The sequence below is a fragment of the Streptomyces sp. TRM70350 genome (genome assembly GCF_019219825.1).
Taxonomy (GTDB): domain Bacteria; phylum Actinomycetota; class Actinomycetes; order Streptomycetales; family Streptomycetaceae; genus Streptomyces.
The window spans coordinates 181,568-198,630 of the sequence record NZ_JAHUXH010000007.1 but is presented as its reverse complement, the minus strand read 5'-3'; the positions used below and the strand labels follow the sequence as shown (position 1 = coordinate 198,630).

Genomic DNA, 17,063 nt, shown 5'->3' with positions numbered 1-17,063 from the left:
CGGCGTTGTGGTCAAGAGTGCGCACAATAGGGGCATGGACCCCATCAGCCCCCTGGAGCAGGCGTTGCACGCGGCCCGCGCCCTCGTGCTCGCCGACCTCGTCGCGGGCCGGGTCGCCGAGGCGGACGTCGTCTCGCTGGTCGAGGAGTCCGTCGTACAGCGGCGCTGGTGGGTGGAACAGTGGCCGGACGGCGCGGGGTATGTCGCCGGGCTGGTCGCCCAGGACGTGCAGGACGCCCTGCTGGAGCGCTACGGCCGCTGGCCCCTGTGCCCGGTCTGCGGCTCCGGCGACCCGCACGCCCTGGACGTCGAGCCGGAACTCGGCCCCGACCCGCACTGGGTGTGCCACAAGGCCGGCGTGAAGGTCGCGGCGGTCGGCTCGCTGGGCTCCTGCTCGGCCGGGCCGCCCTCCTCGTGACCATCTACATCGACCCGCCGACCTGGCCCGGCCACGGACGCATGTGGTCCCACCTCGTCAGCGATGTCTCCTACGACGAACTCCACACGTTCGCCGAGGAGCTGGGCGTCCCCCGCCGCGCCTTCGAACGGGACCACTACGACATCCCGTCCCACCGCTACGCCGACGCGGTCGCCGCGGGCGCGGTGGAGGTCAGCAGCCGGGACGTGGTGCGGCTGTTGCAGGGGGCGGGGTTGCGGCGGCCGAAGGGGCGGTGGGCTCCGTCGGCGGGGCGGGAGTGAACCAGGTCTCGGCTTCATGACGCATGCCCATCGCCGAGGCCTTGAGGGCTACGTCCCGCAGGGACATGCCGGCTTCCAGGGCCACGGTCGCCAGGGTGACCAGCGAGATCCGTGGGTCGCGGGGAAGGGCGGGCGGCGGGGCGTCGGCCGGGGAGAGAAGAGCCGCGAGCAGTTCCTTTTCCAGACGGCGTTCCTCGGTCCACTCCTCCGTGGGCGGTACGACGGTGAAGCCCAGGTCGGTGAGGGAGGCGGCGATGTCGTCGGTGCCGTCGGGCTGGTGGGTGTGGAGGGCGACGGCGTGCAGGATCGCCGGGGAGACGGGGCCGAAGTCCTCGGGATCCGGGTAGTCACCGAAATACAGGGCCTCGGTGTCCTGTTTGCGGAACCGGGAGACCACGTCCGGGACGAAAGCGAAGCGGCATCCCAGAGAGGCGAGACGGGTGACCGCTTCCCCGGGGGAGATCTCGGTCTCCTGTGCGATGTGCGCCACTTGAATCAGGGACACGGGCCGGTGCAGGTCGGACAGCCCGGGGGCCGCGTCGAGGAAGGCGATGTCCTCCCGGGAGGGCAGCTGTTCGTCGTCGGGTACCTCGGAGACCGTGTATCCGAGCTCGCGCAGTCGTTCCGCCAGGGCGCGGGCGGGGCGGTTCAGGCGGCGGGAGGCGGCGGCCACATAGCGGAGCGGCACCTCCTGATCCACCAGGATCTGGGGTTCATGGGTGAGGAGAGCCCGGTCGTCGTCGCTGAGCTCGGGCAGCCCCGACGCGCCCTGAGGCAGGAGGAAACCGAGTTCTCCCAACAACTCCGCGACGAAGCGCAGGGTGAGACTCGTCGCATGGGCCACCGCTGTCAGCTGGGCCGCGCAGACCCGCACCGCCGCATCGGGGGAGGGCGGTGTGTCGTACGACGACCACAGCTGTTTGACGACGTTGAGCTCATCCTCGCTCCAGTGCGTCCGCTCCGGGTACGCGGCCGGGACCGTGAACCCCAGCTCCGCCAGTCGCTCGGCGGCCCGGACGGTGGAGCAGCCGGCTTGTGACGCGCTGACGCAGATCTGGGCGGCTGACAGCGCCGTCCCGGGTGCCAGCCACTTCGACAGGTCGCCCAACGGCCGGAGCAGCGGCAGGTCGGAACACTCGACGGCGGCACAGTCCGACAGTGACTCGGTGCGGTAGCCCAACTCGTTCAAACGCTCCGCGACCTCGGACGGCGGTCGCTCCACCTTGGAGCTCAACTCGAAGAGATCCGCCGTGCGCAGTGGCTGGGCCGGGTCACGCCAAGGGAGCAGCATGCCCAAGCTCATCAGACCAGTCTTGGTGAGCGGTTCGGAAGGCGGGGACATGCTGAGGAACGCGGGCGCTTGGGGGCCCCTCAGCCAACGGTCGCGTGCCAGTTCCCAGTTCGGAAACCTCGACAAGCCGTTGATCAGCAGCATGAAGTCCGAAGGACGGGCGCATTGCTCGTCAGTGGTGTCGGTGTCGGGCAGTGAAACGGGGCCACCGAGTCCGGTCCGGTACAGCGCGCGCAGCCGCCAGCGCAGAACGGGCAGAGGCATGGTCGCGAAGAACGAGGCCAGTCCCGTCTGTTCGGCGTCCGTGTACGTGCCGGTGACCAGGGGCAGCAGGTCCACGTCGGGCGGAAAGAAGCCCACCTGGCTGAAGGGCGCCGAGATGTTGTCGTCGAGCCGCCAGGAAAGCTCGGCGCGACGCGCGTGCTCGGCCACGCAGTCGGCGAAGGCCATGGACCAACGGCTCGCGCCCTCCAGCCAGTACCCGTTGGGCAATTCGAGGCCGGGACGCGTAAGACTGGCCACTGCGGCGGTCGTCCGCGCGGTCACGTGGTCCTGGTCGTAGGAGCGCACGCTCTTGCGGTCCACCGTCAGCTCGGGCGAGTGATCACCGTGCAGGTTGACGACGACGCCGTACAGGGGATCCTCGTGTGCCACCTGCCGGCTCTGGGTGAACAAGCCGTCCGCGAGGACGACCCCTTCGCCCTCGATCCACCACAGGTCGGCGTCTCCTGACGGGATGCAGACCGTGCGGAACCTCTCGGTGTAACGCCGGTACCTGCTGGACCGCTCCAGAGTGGCCGGATCCAGCACCCCCGGCTCCCATTCATGCTCACGCGCCCCATGCTTGGCCACCGTCCGGTACGGCGCCACCCACAGCACCTTCTGCAGGGCCTCCACACACGACACCGACCTCCGCTCCTGGCTGAGCAGGAGCTCGACCTCGGTTCCGGCGTCCTGCCCAGGACCCAGGTCGTCCACCCGGAAGAAATTGCCCGGGCCGGCGATCGTCACTTGCAGCAGGCGTCCCGGCTGCCCCTCCCGGTCCAGTCGGCAGGTGCGTACGACGATCTCGTCGGCGAGCATGAAGTAGCTCAGCACGCCGATGCCGAAGCGCGAGTTGGGGTGGAGCTCCAGCTTCGGACCGGGCAGTTCGGCCCAGGCCGCCTGCTCCTCGATGTACTCGGGGAGGTCGACGAAGCGCGCGCCGCCCTGGGAGAAGACGGTGCTCAGCTCCGTGATGCCCATGCCGATGCCGTTGTCCCGGCATTTCAGATAGGGGCGGCCGTCGGGATGGACGCCCTGGACGAACTCGATGCGGCCGCCTTCCCAACCGACCGGGCGGTTCACGCGCCGCAGGTACTCGGTGCGGCGGTCCCGGTAGCGAACGGCGTCCAGTGCGTTCTGGTACAGCTCTCGGACGGCCAGTTCGCTGTCGCCGTACAGTTCCTCGCCCATCAGCAGCTCCTGGACGCGGTCCTCGGCGAGCTGGAAGCGGATGCCGTCGGAGAGCTGGTCGGGAGTGTTGCCGTCGAGCCGTACGCGGCTGCCGTCGGCGTACGGCGGGAGGGTGCTCAGCGGGGCCAGGAGCGGGTTGTCGCCGCGGTTGATGTCGCGCAGCAGCAGGTCGACCCGGGCCGCGTGTTCGCGCAGCGCGACCTGGACAGCCGGGTGGGAGCACACGGCGTTGAGGGAACGTCCCAGGCCGGAGACCTGCCAGTCGGAGCGCTGAACCGTGATCCGCAGCGCCTCCATGTCGACGCTGTCGCGGACGCCGAGGTGCTCGACGACGATCTCGGGCAGGTCGACCGGGTCCACGGCCATGGCGTAGGCCGCCTTGGTCAGGGCGATGACCAGGGGGGCCCGCACCTCCTGTTCGTAGAGGCCGCTGGCGTCGATGATCTCGCGGTCATCCTGGTGCGGCCGGGGTCCGTGGAGCACCGGATCGGTCGTGGCCCGACGCATGGTGAACGGGGCGGTCCGGTGTTCCCGCAGCAGTCGCATCAGGCGTTCGCCGGAGAGGGCTTCGCTGATCCAGGGGTGCTCCCCGTCGGAGGTCACGTCACCGAGGAGTGCCTTGAGGCGTTCGGCCGTGTACAGGTCCGGCTGCTGGATCAGCCAGCGGTGGAAGAGCCACCACTGGATGTCCTTCGTCGACTCGTCCGAGGCCATCGAGCCGGCCGATGTCCTCGCGCCCCCCGCGGTTCTCTTGTGCTCCAGCGCGAGCAGACGGCGTTTCAGCCGGGGAAAGCCCTGGGCGAACTTGTGGAAGCGGGCCTGGTCGGGCACCGGGGCCGCCGGGTCCGGGGTGAGGACGCCGAGGCGCTGGGCGGCCTCCTGGGCCCAGAAGGTCTGGGTGACGAGTGGGAAGAGGAAGGCGAGGGCCGCCTCGGTCGGCGACAGCCGTACCGCGTCCGCCCGGCCGACGAGGAAACCCAGCCGCTCGTGCGTCCGCGCGGCCAGTTCCGGGTCGTGCCACGGGTCGTCACCCAGCGCCGACGCCGCCTTCTCGTACGCCGCCGCCAGCCGGCCGGCCAGCGCGCCGCAGATCTGCCGGAGTGTCTCCCGTGCCGGGCCCTCGGGCGTGTGGTGCCACACCGGGTGTTTGTCCACCGCACGCACCCAGGGGTGCAGCTCGGGCCGCCGGTCGGTGCCCGGCAGCAGCGGGAAGTCGCCGCCGGTGGCGTCCGTTTCGTAGGTGACCATGACCTGCTGCGGGGCCTGGGGCTTGCCGTAGGCGCGGTGGAAGGTGTTGACCCGCTCCTGCACCTGCTGGGCGAACTCGCGCAGACGCAGGGCGTGCGGGTCGCCGATGATCACGTCGGACACGGCGCGCGAGAAGATGCTGAACGACTCGCCCTCCTGTGTCCCGACGTCGCAGCCGGGCTGCAGTACGTCTGACTCCCGTACGAAAAGGGCGACTTGGGGTTTTGCGCACGCGTGCACGTACGCGACCTTCCGGCGCAGCGTGCTGATGATCTTGGGTCTCTGCCACCGCCGGGTCCCCGGTACGGCCTTGGTGTCCAGCTCCATGCCCTCGCGGCAGGCGTCGATCAGGAAGACGACGCGTTCCGCGGGGGACGCCTCGACCTCTTTGTGCCAGCCGATCTCGATGCAGCTGTCGGTGAACGGCCGGGTGTCGGAGGTGGCGTCCTCCGGGACCAGGTAGTCCTTGCCGTCGAAATGGACCCCGTGCCCGCTCAGCAGGATGAGCAGGGTGTCGCCGCGGCCGGCGTCGTGCAGGAACCGGTGGACGGCACCCCGCACGGTGTTCTGCGTGGTGCCGTATCGGCTCTCCAGGATGTCGGCCTGCCGGAAGCCGCGCCCGATCAGGACCTCGCGCAGCCGTTGCAGGTCGTCGCGGACGAAGGGCAGGTCCCCGATGCTCGGGTCGCCGTACTCACTGGCCCCGATGAGCAGCGCCTTGTGCTGTGGCATGGGCGGTGCCGGGTCAGGCGGGACGCTTGAACGTGAGCGTCAGTCCCCGGGTGCCCTGCATCTGACCGGTGCCGACGAGCTGGATGCCTCCGCCGGCGGTGATCTGGAAGGAGAGCTGTGCCTCGGCGAGCGGGAGGGCGCCTCCGCGGTCGGCGACCTCTTGGAAGACGCGTTGCAGGGCGTCCACCGTCTCGGCGAGGTTCTTGCGGAGCGGGCCGAGCGGCACCGAGCGCAGGACGGCATTGCCGTCGCTGCTGAACAGGCCCATGGTGTCGCTGCCCTGTTGCGCCGCCGCGATGTCGTCCTCGGTCGCTGTCACCCAGATGGGCACGGTAAGCCCGTCCACTGCTGCCTGGACCGCCGTACCCTCTGCTGCCTGCTCGGCTTCCCCGAACCGGTCCACGGCGTGCTCGCTCATCCGTCCCCCTGCCCCCTCGGCCCTGCGCCGCCCCGACGTGCACGACGACGATGTGGTTGGAGAGCCAACTTTAATTCCCGCAGGGGCTTTTGGGATCGGCGTTGCGCGGGTTCCGACGGTGGATCCGGTGCAGCGGCGGTCGGGCCGAGCCGATCGGTGTGCTCAGCCACGCAGCTCGTAGGCGACCTCTTCGTCGTCGCCCTCGCTCACCTGTACGAAACCGGTCCGTTCCATCACCCCTTGGGACGGTACGTTGTCCCGCTCCACCGTCGCGAACAGGGACCGTACGTCCTCCCGGGCCAGGGCCCAGTCCGCCAGCGCGCGCAGGGCCTCCGTGGCATAGCCGTGGCCGCGGGCCGGTTCGGTGAGGTCGTAGCCGATCTCCGCGCGGCCGTCCTCGTCGGGGACGCCGTGGAAGCCCATGCCGCCGATCGCGCGCCCGTCCTCGTGGCGTACCAGGACGAAGAGGCCGAACTCCGGGCGGTGCACGCCCGACTCGTACGCCTTCACCGTCATCCCCGCGGCCTCGCGGGTGCCCTCGAACGGGCCGCCCTCGACCCACTCGAACCCGCCGTCGCCGCCCGCGGCGAGGTCGGCGGCCGCGCGGGGGGTGACGCCTTCCAGGGTGAGGCGGTCGGCGGGGATGACGAGCGTGTTGCTCCAGCGCCAGTCGGTGACCGGGGCGCGGCCGGGGAGATCGCCGCGGCCGGTGGCCCACAGGAGGGTGCGCCAGGGGTCGGTGGCGGGCCGGACGTGCGGGAAGATCGTGCCGAGGACGAACGTACAGAGCTCGGCGGGTGGGTCGTGGGCGAGGCCGAGGCCCTCGGCGATGTCGTGCGTGTGCAGCAGCACTTCGGCGACGCCCATCGCGGCGAAGCCGTCACGGTTCGCGCTGCGGAACGGATACGGATGGAAGGCGCGCACCTCGCGGGGCGTGGTGCGGATCGCCGCCGTGAGCAACGCGCCTGTCGTCTCGATGACGTGGAGCACGCCGTCGTTGTCGGCCGGGTCGAGGCCGCCGTCGCCGTCGAGTGTGATCTCGAAGGGGACGTACGCGTCCTGCGCGCGTCCGGCGAGCTGTCCCGCGTACGCCAGCAGGTCGCTCGCGATGTGCTCGGCCGTCTCGCGGCAACTCCAGGTGAGGCGACCGGCGTTGACCGCTCGCCAGTCACGGTCCGTCGCCGTCCGCAGCACCGCGACGGCGCTCGCGACGGCCTGCTGTACCTGTTCCCCACCCATGTCCGCCATGGCGCGCAGGCTAGGCGACGGGGTGCCCTCAGGACGACAGGATTTCCAGCTCGGAGGTGATGTTGTAGCGGGCCGTGGCCTCCCAGTGCTCGGCGCCGTACGGGGTGCGGAACAGGCGGGGCAGGGCGAGGAGGTCGCGCAGGACGGCGGAACGGCCCGCGCGGAAGGCGTCGGACGGGACGAAGCCGTACTCCTCACGGACGGCGGCCGTGTAGGCGGCGTACCGCGACGGCGGCGAGGCGAGGATCGCCAGGTCGGCGTCGCACAGGACCTGGCCGTTGCGGTCGTCGTCGGCCGGGGCGTGGCCCGCGGTGAGCCGCACCAGGCGGGCGACCTCCGCGGTCTTCGCGGGGGACACGCCGGCCTCGGGGAGGGCGCGCTCGGCGAGCCGGGCCGAGCGTTCCTCGTTCTCGGAGCGGTCCGGGAGGTAGACGGCGTCGTGGAACCAGGCGGCGAGGCGGACGAGGCCGGCGTCGTCGGCGTACCGCTCCAGTACGTCGATGCGGTCGAGGACCGCGGTGAGGTGGGCGAGCGTGTGGTAGTGACGCTGCGGCTCCTGCCAGCGGGCGAGGAGGTTGTCGGCGTACGGGGCCGGATCGGGGCCGCCCTCGGGGGCTCGGGCGGCCTCCAGCGTCCGGACGAAGCGGGCGCGGAGGGCGTTGGGGTCGGGCATGTCGTCAATTCTGCGCCGGGCCCTGTCGTTCGGATCAGCTCGGCTGAGGGTGACTGCGCCTTTCGGCCGAGCTTGGAGGGATCGCGTGCCACGGGCCGCGACGTCGGCGCGATCCAGAGGACAGGCCCTAGCGTGGGGGCATGACTTCTGCTGACATGCACGGCGAGGTACGGGACCCGGAGCTGCCGGGGCGGCTGCTGGTGGTGGAGCGGGATCAGCTGATCCCCTGGTTGCGGGGGCGGACGGACGGGGACTTCGCGACGCCGACGGACGCGTGTCCGGGGTGGACGGTGCGGGATGTGCTGGCGCACTGTTCGTCGGCGCTCATGCGGGCCGTGGAGGGGCGGTTCGAGGAGGGTGTGTTCTCGCCCGAGGCGAACGACCGGGACATCGCCGAGCGCGCCGACTGGACGAACGCGCAGGTCGTCGACGAGCTGGAACGGGGGATGACGGAGGCGGGGCCGGTGATCGCCAAGGCGGGCGGCGCGTTGGACGGGCTCGCGCTCGGGGAGTGGGTGCACGCGGGGGATGTGCGCGAGGCGCTCGGGGAGCCGGGGGCGTACGCCGGGGTGGGGCTGCCGTACGCGCTCGATCTGCTGGTGCGGATCACGCGGGAGCGGGGGCATGTGCCGCTGCATGCCGACCTCGACGACGTGGACCAGCCGCTGCGGTTCGGGGACGCGAGCGGGGAGCGGACGCCGGGGCGGTACATCGGGGACGCGTCGACGCTCGTACGGCTGTACGCGGGGCGGTCGGTGGACGCGGCGGGGTTCGAGCTGGCGGGGGTGGGTGTGGGGGAGCTGAACATCTTCGGGTGAACATTCTTCGGGTGAACATCTTCGGGTGACCGGGGACGAGCGTCGGCTTCGGCCGACGGTGCTGTCTCGCGGGCTCGATCCCCGCGGGCGTACCCTGATATTGGACTAGACCTGTAGCCCGCTTCGGGGAATGCCCAAAGAAAGGGATGCCATGAGCACGCGTGCAGTCCTGGAGGTGATCGCCCTCGACGCCGAGGACGCGGTCGCCGCCCAGGCCGGAGGCGCGGATCGCCTCGAACTGGTCACCGACATGGCGGCGGACGGGCTGACGCCGTCCGTCGAGACCTTCGTCGCGATCCGGGCCGCCGTCGGCATTCCGCTGCGCGTGATGCTGCGGCTGGCGGACGGGTTCGCGGCGGGGGACGTGGGGCGGCTCGTCGAGGTCGCGGGGCGGATGCGGGAGGCCGGGGCCGAGGAGTTCGTGCTGGGGTTCCTCGATGCCCACGGTGGGGTGGACCTGGATGCCGTGGAGCGGGTGGTCGGCGTGCTGGACGGGTGCCGGTGGACGTTTCACCGGGCGATCGACCGGGCGGCGGATCGGGACGCGCTGCGGAAGGCGCTGGACGGTCTGCCCGGGCTGGACACCTACCTGACGGCCGGGGCGGCCGATGGGGTCGACGAGGGGCTGCCGGTGCTGCTCGCCGAGGCGGCGCGGGGCGGGGAGCCGGGGTACGAGCAGCGCATCCTGGCGGGCGGGGGACTACGGCTGGACCACGTGCCGACGCTGCGGGCCGCCGGAATCGACGCGTTCCACATCGGCGGGGCGGCGCGGCCGGGTGGCTGGGCTCGGCCGGTGTCGGTGCAGTCGGTCGCGGAGTGGCGGAGCGCGCTGGACGGCGTCTGACGCGTGCTGGGCGGAGCGGCTCCGGGTGGGCTCGGGAGCGCGCCGGGCGCGACGGGCGCCGCCCGTGCCTGCCCTCGCTCACCTGCGTCCACCCACACCGCCCCGGGCGGCACGAAGGCCCGTGGATGGACGCTCAGCTCCGTTGCTCCGGCAGCGGTGCGCAAGCGCTCCGCTGGAAGTGCCGCGATATGCCGTCGATCGTCTGCGGCACCGTCGTGGCTGGTTGCTCCCCCACTCTGGAATGCGCTCGAGCGGGGGCCCCCATCGCGGCGGAGCCGCACATTGATGCAGCCCCGCGCCCGCCCGCCCGCGCCCTCCCGTGCCGCCTCGGGCGGCACGAAGGCCCGTGGATGGACGCTCAGCTCAGTTGCTCCGGCAGCGGTGCCTTGTGCGTCACCGTCAGGCCCGACACCGCTCGCGTCAGGGTCACGTACAGCCGCCGCAGGCCGGTCCGTTCGTCCGGTTCGGCGTCGACGATGGCCTGGGGTTCGTCCAGCACCACGTAGTCGTACTCCAGGCCCTTGGCCAGCGAGGCCGGGACCAGGGTCAGGCGGGTGCCGTACGACGTCTCCTCGCCGGGGGCCAGGTAGCCGATCCCGGCTGACGTGAGCGCCTCCGCGAGCGCCGGGATCCGGGCGTCCGCCGCGATCAGGCCGATCGAGCCCTCGTGGGTGAGCGACGCGGCGCAGGCCGCCACCACGTCCGCGTCGCCCGTGACCTGCCGTACCTCGAACGAACCGGGGTTCTCCCGCACCGACGCCACCGGCGTCAGGCCGGGCGCGATGTGCGGCAGCAGCCGGGAGGCGTACGTGATGACGTCCGTCGGGACGCGGAAACCCGCCGTCAGTTCCTCGATCACCGCGTCGTCCTTGCCCAGATGGGTGAGCGCCTCCTGCCAACTGCGCGTCGCCCACGGCGTGGTCCCCTGCGCCAGATCGCCGAGGACCGTCGCGGAGCCGGTGGTGCAGCGGCGGCCGACCGCCCGGTACTGCATGGGCGACAGGTCCTGCGCCTCGTCGAGGACGACATGGCGAGCGACGGCGTGCGGCCGATCAGGTCCCGCGCCTCGTCGACCAGCACCGCGTCCGCCGCCGACCACTTCGCCGACTTCACCGACCGCGCCGGTCCCGCCCAGAGGATCGTCTTCTGCTCGTCCTCGCTCAGTACGCCCTCCGCGTGTACGGCGAGGAACTCCGCGTCCGTCAGCAGCCGCAGCACCAGCTTCGCCGGGTCCACGACCGGCCAGACCGCCTTGACCGCCGCCTTCACGGCACTGCCCCGGGCCACCGCGTCCTGCACCCGGTCGTCCGGCGCCTCACCCGACCGTTCCATCTGCACCAGCACGGCATGCGCGATCCGCTGCGGCAGGGCCTCGCGAGCGGCGCCGTACCGGATTCCGCGGTTCAGCAACTCCCGCACGATCTCCTCGACTTCGTACGCGGGCACCCGCCACCGCCGCGACCCGCGCACCACGACGACCGGCTCCGTGGGCATGGTCACGTGCGCGTACAGCGCCCGGCGGAGGACCTCCGCCATCCTCGCGTCTCCCTTGACGAGCGCGGCCGCCGCGTCGTCCGTGCCCCGCACCTCCACATGCGCCACCAGGTCGCCGACCGTCGCCTGCCGGACCGTCAACTCACCCAGCGCCGGAAGCACCTGCTCGATGTAGTGCAGGAAGGAGCGGTTCGGGCCGATCACGAGGGTGCCCGTGCGGGCCAGCCGCTCGCGGTGGGCGTAGAGGAGGTAGGCCACGCGGTGCAGGCCGACCGCGGTCTTTCCGGTGCCGGGACCGCCCTGCACGCACACCGTGCCGCCCAGCCCGCTGCGTACGATCTCGTCCTGCTCGGGCTGGATCGTGGCGACGATGTCCCGCATCGGGCCGACCCGCGGGCGCTCGATCTCCTGCTGGAGCAGCTTGCTGGCCCGCGCCGCCTCGGCAGGGTCGGAGAGGTGCTCGTCCTCGTACGCCGTCAACTCCCCGCCGGTGTAACCGAAACGGCGGCGCAGCGCGATGCCCATCGGGTCCTTCTTGGAGGCCCGGTAGAACGGCTGTGAGACCGGCGCACGCCAGTCGATGACCATCGGGTCGCCGTCCGCGTCGTGCACATGCCGCCGCCCAATGTGCAGTGTTTGATAAGCGTCCTCCGGCCGCGGGCGCTCGCCCTCCGCCCCCTCCGCCTGCTCGACGCCCGGCGCGTGCAGGTAGTCGAGGCGGCCGAAGAACAGCGGGGTGTCGCTGAGGTCGGCGAGGGCCTTGATGCGCTCGCCGATCTGGCGTTCCAGGATCTGGGCGTTGACCCAGTTCGCGGTGACGTCGCTGATGTCGAGCGACTCGACGTCCTCCCGCATCGCCCGCAGAGCGGCACGGGACGCGGCGAGGTGGGAACGCTCACGGGCGAGCGGATCGTCGGCGGGCGTGGACAAGGCGGTGCCTCCGAAGGGCTACGGGTGCGGTGAGGGATGCCCCCGGTTTCCGTCCGGGCGGCGGCACTCCCCGAGGGAGGCGGGCAAGAGCGGAGATTCTAGGTGAGCGGCCGAGGGCGGACCAACGAATTTTCTCCACCCGGGATCCTCACCGACCTCACCTGCCTTCCCCCGGCCCGTCTCCGTCACAACCCCTAGGGGGCGAGCCCTCCTCCCTCAGGGCCACGGCTCCCTCTGAAGGGCTACCCACGGACCAGGCAGGTTCGGCCCGCAGGCCGATGCCCCCTTTACGGTGCGAAATCCACCATGGAGGCATGAGTGCAGCGACCTTCACCCCAGCCCCCGCACCGGCCCGTCCCCCCGGCGCCCCCGCCCTCACCGGCCACCGTCACCGCCTCGGCGAAGCCTTGCGTGCCGTGCGGGTGTTCGCGGGCGCCGCGTTCGATGTGATCATCCTCGGTGAGTACGGCGAGGAGGCGGGCGTCCGCCGCAAGTGAGCGTCTAGTGTCACGGTGTGACGAGACGATCACGCTCGGCGGTTTCCGCAACACTCCTCGCCGTCTCCGTCGCGGCCTTCGCCGCCCTGTGCGTCGTGCAACACCCACCCATGGCCGACGCCCTGGTGTACCGGGCCGAGGGCGCGGCCGTCCTGCACGGCCATGACCTCTACGGCTTCACCGTCACCGAGTGGCGGCTCCCCGCCACCTATCCCCCCTTCGCCGCGCTGGTCTTCACGCCCGCCGCCTGGATCCCCGTAGCGGCCCTGAAGGCCGTCTTCCTCGCGGCCAACACCCTGCTCACCGCCTGCCTGGTGCACCTCTCGGCCCGACTCGCCGGCCGCCCCCTGCGCCTGTCGGCCCTGTGCGCGGCCACCGCCCTCGCCCTCTGGCTGGAACCGGTCTTCCAGACGCTCCTCTACGGCCAGATCAACCTCGCCCTCGCCTGCCTGGTCCTCTGGGACCTCACCCGCCCGCCCGGCGCCCCGGGCAAGGGTGTCGCCGTGGGTGTCGCGGCCGGCATCAAGCTCACGCCGGCCGTCTTCATCGCGTACCTGCTGCTGCGCGGCCGCCACCGGGAGGCCGCCACCGCCACGACCACCTGCGCGGCGACCGTCGCCCTCGGCGCGCTCGTACTCCCGTCCGCGAGCGCGGACTTCTGGCTGCGCCGCCTCTACGAGACCGACCGGGTGGGCAAGCCCTGGATCGTCGACAACCAGTCGCTCCAGGGCCTGATCGCCCGCACCCTGGGCGACCCGGCGCCGGGCCCGGCCTGGATGGCGCCCGCCGTGCTGATCGCGGCCACCGCCCTGTGGCTGATCCACCGCACGCCGGACGACCGCCACGCCCTCCTCCTGACGGCCGTCACCGCGCTGCTGATCTCGCCGATCAGCTGGTCCCACCACTGGGTCTGGTGCGTCCCCCTGATCGCCGTACTCCTGACGGACGGCCGCACCCGTCTGGCGCTCGCCGTGACGTTCCTCTTCACCGCCCGCACCCTGTGGCTCGTACCCCACCAGGGCGACCTGGACCTCCACCTCCCGTGGTGGCAACAGCCCCTGGCCGCGCCCTACCCCCTCCTTGGGCTGGCGGTGCTGGCGTCAAGGGCCCTGCGTACGGTGTTACGGCGTCAGCTCCCCGCCAGCAGCTCGTCCGCGTCCATGATCCGGTACGCGTACCCCTGCTCGGCCAGGAACCGCTGGCGGTGGGCCGCGAAGTCCTGGTCGAGCGTGTCGCGGGCGACGACCGAGTAGAAGTGGGCCTGGTGGCCGTCGGCCTTCGGGCGCAGCACACGCCCCAGCCGCTGCGCCTCCTCCTGCCGCGACCCGAACGTCCCCGACACCTGGACGGCGACCGTCGCCTCCGGCAGGTCGATGGAGAAGTTGGCGACCTTGGAGACGACCAGGACGCTGATCTCGCCCTGCCGGAAGGCGTCGAAGAGCTTCTCGCGCTGGGCGTTGGACGTCTCGCCCTTGATCACCGGCGCCCCGAGATGCTCCCCCAGCTCGTCGAGCTGGTCGATGTACTGCCCGATGACGAGGATCTGCTGCCCGGCGAACCGCCGGACGATCGCCTCCGTCACCTTCCGCTTGGTCTCGGTCGTCGAGCAGAAGCGGTACTTCTCCTCCTGCTCCGCCGTCGCATACGCGAGCCGCTCGGAGTCCGTCAGGTTCACCCGGACCTCCACGCAGTCGGCGGGCGCGATGTACCCCTGCGCCTCGATCTCCTTCCACGGCGCGTCGAACCGCTTGGGCCCGATGAGCGAGAAGACGTCCGACTCACGGCCGTCCTCCCGCACCAGCGTCGCCGTCAGCCCCAGCCGCCGCCGCGCCTGGAGATCCGCGGTGAACTTGAAGACCGGAGCGGGCAGCAGATGCACCTCGTCGTAGACGATGAGCCCCCAGTCCCGGGAGTCGAACAGCTCCAGGTGCGGGTAGACACCCTTCCGCTTCGTCGTCAGCACCTGGTACGTCGCGATGGTGACCGGCCGGATCTCCTTCTTCGTACCGCTGTACTCACCGATCTCTTCCTCGGTCAGTGAGGTCCGCCTCACCAGCTCGTGCTTCCACTGCCGCGCCGAGACCGTGTTGGTGACGAGGATCAGGGTCGTCGACTGCGCCTGGGCCATGGACCCGGCGCCGACCAGCGTCTTACCGGCCCCACAGGGCAGTACGACCACACCGGACCCGCCGTGCCAGAAGTTCTCCACGGCCTGCTTCTGGTACGGCCGCAGCGCCCACCCGTCCTCGCGCAGCTCGATGGGGTGCGCCTCGCCGTCGACGTACCCGGCGAGATCCTCGGCGGGCCAGCCCAGCTTGAGCAGCACCTGCTTGATCTGCCCGCGCTCGGACGGATGCACGGCGACGGTGTCCGGGTCGATGCGGGCGCCGACCAGGGGCGCGATCCGCTTGGAGCGGAGCACCTCCTCCAGGACCGGGCGGTCGGTGGTGGTGAGGACGAGGCCGTGCGCCGGGTGCTTGCTCAGGGTCAGCCGGCCGTACCGGTCCATCGTGTCGGCGATGTCGACGAGCAGCGCGTGCGGCACGGGATAGCGGCTGTACGTCACCAGCGCGTCCACGACCTGCTCGGCGTCGTGCCCGGCCGCGCGCGCGTTCCACAGGCCGAGCGGCGTCACCCGGTAGGTGTGGATGTGCTCGGGCGCCCGCTCCAGCTCGGCGAACGCCGCGATCGCCCGACGGCACTCGTCGGCCTGCTCGTGATCGACTTCGAGGAGCAGGGTCTTGTCCGACTGGACGATTAGGCAGGACACGCATACCTCCGCGGATAGGATCGTCAGCGTGACAGACACTGCACCTGCCACGGCTCGGGCCATGCCCCGTGCCCGGCGCCGAAAGGGCGTTCCGGCCGGCGCGCCGGGGACGCGCGCCGCTATCTATGTTCGCCTATCGCGTGAAACGGACGAGACGACTTCTCCCGAGCGCCAGAGAGCGGCGTGCGAGGCGCTGTGTAAGGCACGTGGCTGGGACGTCATAGCCATGGAGGAGGACATCGACGTCTCGGGCTTCTCCCGGGGCCTTGACCGGCCAGGACTGCAGCGCGTCCTGACCAGGCTCGCCGAGCTGGACGTGATCGTGTTCTTCAAGATCGACCGGCTCGCACGCTCGACGGTCGACTTCGCGGAGATCATGCGCCTCGCCGAGCACCAGAGCGTCGCGCTCGCGTCGGCGACAGAACCTCTTGACCTCACGTCCTCCATGGGCCGGGCCATGGCCAAGGTGATCGCGGTCTTCGCCGAGCTGGAGTCCGACACCATCGGCATGCGGGTGTCCAGCGCGCACGAGCACCTGCGACGGGAGGGCCGCTACACCGGCGGCAGGGTGCCGTACGGCTACATGGTCGTCCCCAACCCCAACGGGGCGGGCAAGGTCCTCGCGGTCAACGAGGACGAGGCCAAGACGATCAAGCGGATCGTGGAGCGGGTCCTGGCCAAGGATTCGCTCATGCAGATCATCAACGACCTCAACAAGGAGGGTGTCCCGTCGCCCGGCCACGCCTCACGCCAGACGGCGGGCAAGCGCAGCGACTCCAAGCAGTGGTATACGACGACTCTGCGCAGTCTGCTGGGCAATCCCCAGTTGCTCGGCCAGGTCATCGAGGACGGAAAGCCGATCCTGCGGACGGACGGGCTGCCCCTGGTCAACCGCCCGCCGATCCTCGACACGGACACCTGGCAGGCGCTCCAGGGCGAGCTGGAGCGCCGAGCCAATCCCGGTGAGAAGCGCCGAGAGGGGACGTCGCTGCTGCGCAGCGTCATGCACTGCGGGGTGTGCGGTGAGCGTATGTACACGTTCAGCGGGCGCAATGGCCAGCTCCGGTACCGGTGCATCGGCCCCTTGAAGTACCGCCAGCGGGCGGCCAAGGGGGAGGAGAAGCCTGGCGTGAAGTGCTACGGGCCGACCGTCGCGGGGGTGACCACCGAGGAATACGTCACAGAGCAGTTCCTTGAGAAGTACGGGCACCTTCCCGTGGTGCGGCTGGTCCAGGAGGCGGGCGAGGACTTCCGCCCCCAGATCCGGCAGGCCGAGGAAGCCTTGGCCGACTTGCAGAAGGACCGCTACGACCGGGGCCTGTTCAAGGGCGACGACGGTGCGAGGCGGTACGCGGAGCAGTACGCCAAGCTGGAGGACCGCTTGGCGTCTCTGCAGGAGAAGCAGCGCACGGCGAAGCCCGGCGGTGTGAAGGCGGAGCCGACCGGTGAGACGCACGCTGAGCAATGGAAGCGCTCGGACGTGGCCGGTAAGCGGGACCTGTTGCTGAACGCGGGCTGCTACGTGGAGGTGGCACCCGCGCGGCGCGGTGGGAAGAAGCTGGACACGTCGCGGTTGTCCGTGCACTTCGGTGAGGAAGGGCACATGCGGCGGGCAGCAGCGGAGAAGAAGAGCGGGCAGGACGAGGCGCCCAAGGAAGACGCAAGCTGACGCCGCCGGACACGTGAGAGGGCGCCCCCACCGGGTGAGGTCGGGCGCCCTTGAATACGGCCGGGTCAGGCTATGTATTGGTCGCTGTCACGCCAAGGACCGACCACCTTGATGGAGGGGCGACAGTACGACAGCTTGGCGGGCACGTTGGACAAGGCCGCCGCCACGGGCTTGGCGTACTCGTCCTCTCCCATCGGCCACACGCGCAGCGTGGCGGGGGTCGTCAGGCCGGGACGGTACCGGGTCGGCGCGGCCAGCGGGTCAAAGCGCACTGCAC

Annotated in this window: 12 protein-coding genes and 2 pseudogenes; 7 read left to right on the top strand and 7 right to left on the bottom strand. The window is 71.1% G+C overall.

Features of this window, described 5'->3' with window-relative positions:
- Nucleotides 1-34: 34 nt before the first annotated feature.
- Nucleotides 35-418 carry a hypothetical protein gene (locus KWI83_RS14115; RefSeq protein ID WP_218514699.1) on the top strand — a complete coding sequence of 128 codons (384 nt, stop codon included), beginning with the start codon at nt 35-37 and terminating at the stop codon, nt 416-418.
- Complete coding sequence (locus KWI83_RS14110) at nt 415-699, top strand: DUF4031 domain-containing protein (RefSeq protein ID WP_218514698.1); 285 nt, start codon at nt 415-417, stop codon at nt 697-699. Before KWI83_RS14115 ends, KWI83_RS14110 begins: the two co-directional genes overlap by 4 nt.
- Here KWI83_RS14110 and KWI83_RS14105 read toward each other — a convergent pair.
- The 4 genes from KWI83_RS14105 to KWI83_RS14090 form a co-directional block, all read right to left on the bottom strand.
- A complete protein-coding gene (locus KWI83_RS14105; protein ID WP_218514697.1) occupies nt 611-5,425 on the bottom strand; it encodes a caspase family protein in 4,815 nt (1,604 codons plus the stop codon). The genes KWI83_RS14110 and KWI83_RS14105 overlap by 89 nt on opposite strands.
- Nucleotides 5,426-5,438: 13 nt before the next feature.
- Nucleotides 5,439-5,843, bottom strand: a complete 405-nt coding sequence (locus tag KWI83_RS14100) for a hypothetical protein (RefSeq protein WP_218514696.1) — start codon at nt 5,841-5,843, stop codon at nt 5,439-5,441.
- Between the two features lie 162 nt (nt 5,844-6,005).
- Nucleotides 6,006-7,091 carry a GNAT family N-acetyltransferase gene (locus KWI83_RS14095; protein ID WP_218514695.1) on the bottom strand — a complete coding sequence of 362 codons (1,086 nt, stop codon included), beginning with the start codon at nt 7,089-7,091 and terminating at the stop codon, nt 6,006-6,008.
- Between the two features lie 28 nt (nt 7,092-7,119).
- Nucleotides 7,120-7,764 (bottom strand): hypothetical protein, encoded by a 645-nt coding sequence (locus tag KWI83_RS14090; protein ID WP_218514694.1) that lies wholly within the window; start codon nt 7,762-7,764, stop codon nt 7,120-7,122.
- A 140-nt stretch (nt 7,765-7,904) separates the two neighbouring features.
- Here KWI83_RS14090 and KWI83_RS14085 point away from each other — a divergent pair, with 140 nt between their 5' ends.
- Together KWI83_RS14085 and KWI83_RS14080 are read left to right on the top strand one after the other, a co-directional pair.
- Complete coding sequence (locus KWI83_RS14085) at nt 7,905-8,582, top strand: maleylpyruvate isomerase family mycothiol-dependent enzyme (protein WP_256362225.1); 678 nt, start codon at nt 7,905-7,907, stop codon at nt 8,580-8,582.
- Nucleotides 8,583-8,733: 151 nt separating this feature from the next.
- Complete coding sequence (locus KWI83_RS14080; RefSeq protein ID WP_218514693.1) at nt 8,734-9,426, top strand: copper homeostasis protein CutC; 693 nt, start codon at nt 8,734-8,736, stop codon at nt 9,424-9,426.
- Nucleotides 9,427-9,784: 358 nt separating this feature from the next.
- Here KWI83_RS14080 and KWI83_RS14075 read toward each other — a convergent pair.
- Nucleotides 9,785-11,850, bottom strand: a pseudogene (locus KWI83_RS14075) (UvrD-helicase domain-containing protein).
- A gap of 314 nt (nt 11,851-12,164) precedes the next feature.
- Between KWI83_RS14075 and KWI83_RS14070 the strand changes: the two are divergent.
- Together KWI83_RS14070 and KWI83_RS14065 are read left to right on the top strand one after the other, a co-directional pair.
- Nucleotides 12,165-12,347 (top strand): hypothetical protein, encoded by a 183-nt coding sequence (locus tag KWI83_RS14070; protein ID WP_218514692.1) that lies wholly within the window; start codon nt 12,165-12,167, stop codon nt 12,345-12,347.
- Between the two features lie 17 nt (nt 12,348-12,364).
- Nucleotides 12,365-13,456, top strand: a pseudogene (locus KWI83_RS14065) (glycosyltransferase 87 family protein); the annotation flags it as partial.
- Between the two features lie 20 nt (nt 13,457-13,476).
- Here the strand turns inward: KWI83_RS14065 and KWI83_RS14060 are convergent.
- Nucleotides 13,477-15,117, bottom strand: coding sequence for a DNA repair helicase XPB (locus KWI83_RS14060; protein WP_218514691.1), 1,641 nt, complete (start codon nt 15,115-15,117; stop codon nt 13,477-13,479).
- Nucleotides 15,118-15,178: 61 nt separating this feature from the next.
- Between KWI83_RS14060 and KWI83_RS14055 the strand changes: the two genes are divergently transcribed.
- Nucleotides 15,179-16,786 (top strand): recombinase family protein, encoded by a 1,608-nt coding sequence (locus tag KWI83_RS14055; protein ID WP_256362269.1) that lies wholly within the window; start codon nt 15,179-15,181, stop codon nt 16,784-16,786.
- Between the two features lie 65 nt (nt 16,787-16,851).
- On the opposite strand, the gene KWI83_RS14050 is transcribed toward KWI83_RS14055, so the two are convergent.
- Nucleotides 16,852-17,058, bottom strand: a complete 207-nt coding sequence (locus KWI83_RS14050) for a hypothetical protein (protein WP_218514689.1) — start codon at nt 17,056-17,058, stop codon at nt 16,852-16,854.
- Between the last annotated feature and the right edge of the window lie 5 nt (nt 17,059-17,063).